The following is a 227-nucleotide window of genomic DNA, read 5'->3' as shown; positions in this document are numbered from 1 at the left end:
AAGATCCGTTTACTGCGCTCTTCGCCGGTGTAGTGCGCTGTAGTAGCAGTGTTAGTTGTCATTGTTTTTTACTCAATGGGGACTGTGAGAGTCTAGACACACTTCGCAACAGTCCCGCTCCACAGAAGCATTAGCAACACAGATCCCCCTGTGGGAGCGGGCTTGCTCGCGAAAGCGGTGTGTCAGGCAACATTGATATCGACTGACACGACGCCTTCGCGAGCAAG

1 protein-coding gene is annotated in these 227 nt (G+C 52.9%); it reads right to left on the bottom strand.

Annotated features, from left to right (window positions below; all coding sequences use genetic code 11):
- Window positions 1–62 (bottom strand): hypothetical protein (locus tag E3W21_RS31700; RefSeq protein WP_256661533.1); only part of this gene is annotated, 62 nt, incomplete at its 3' end.
- Between the last annotated feature and the right edge of the window lie 165 nt (window positions 63–227).

The organism is Pseudomonas sp. F01002, assembly GCF_004402115.1.
Taxonomy (GTDB): domain Bacteria; phylum Pseudomonadota; class Gammaproteobacteria; order Pseudomonadales; family Pseudomonadaceae; genus Aquipseudomonas; species Aquipseudomonas frigoris.
This window is presented reverse-complemented; position numbering and strand designations above follow the sequence as displayed.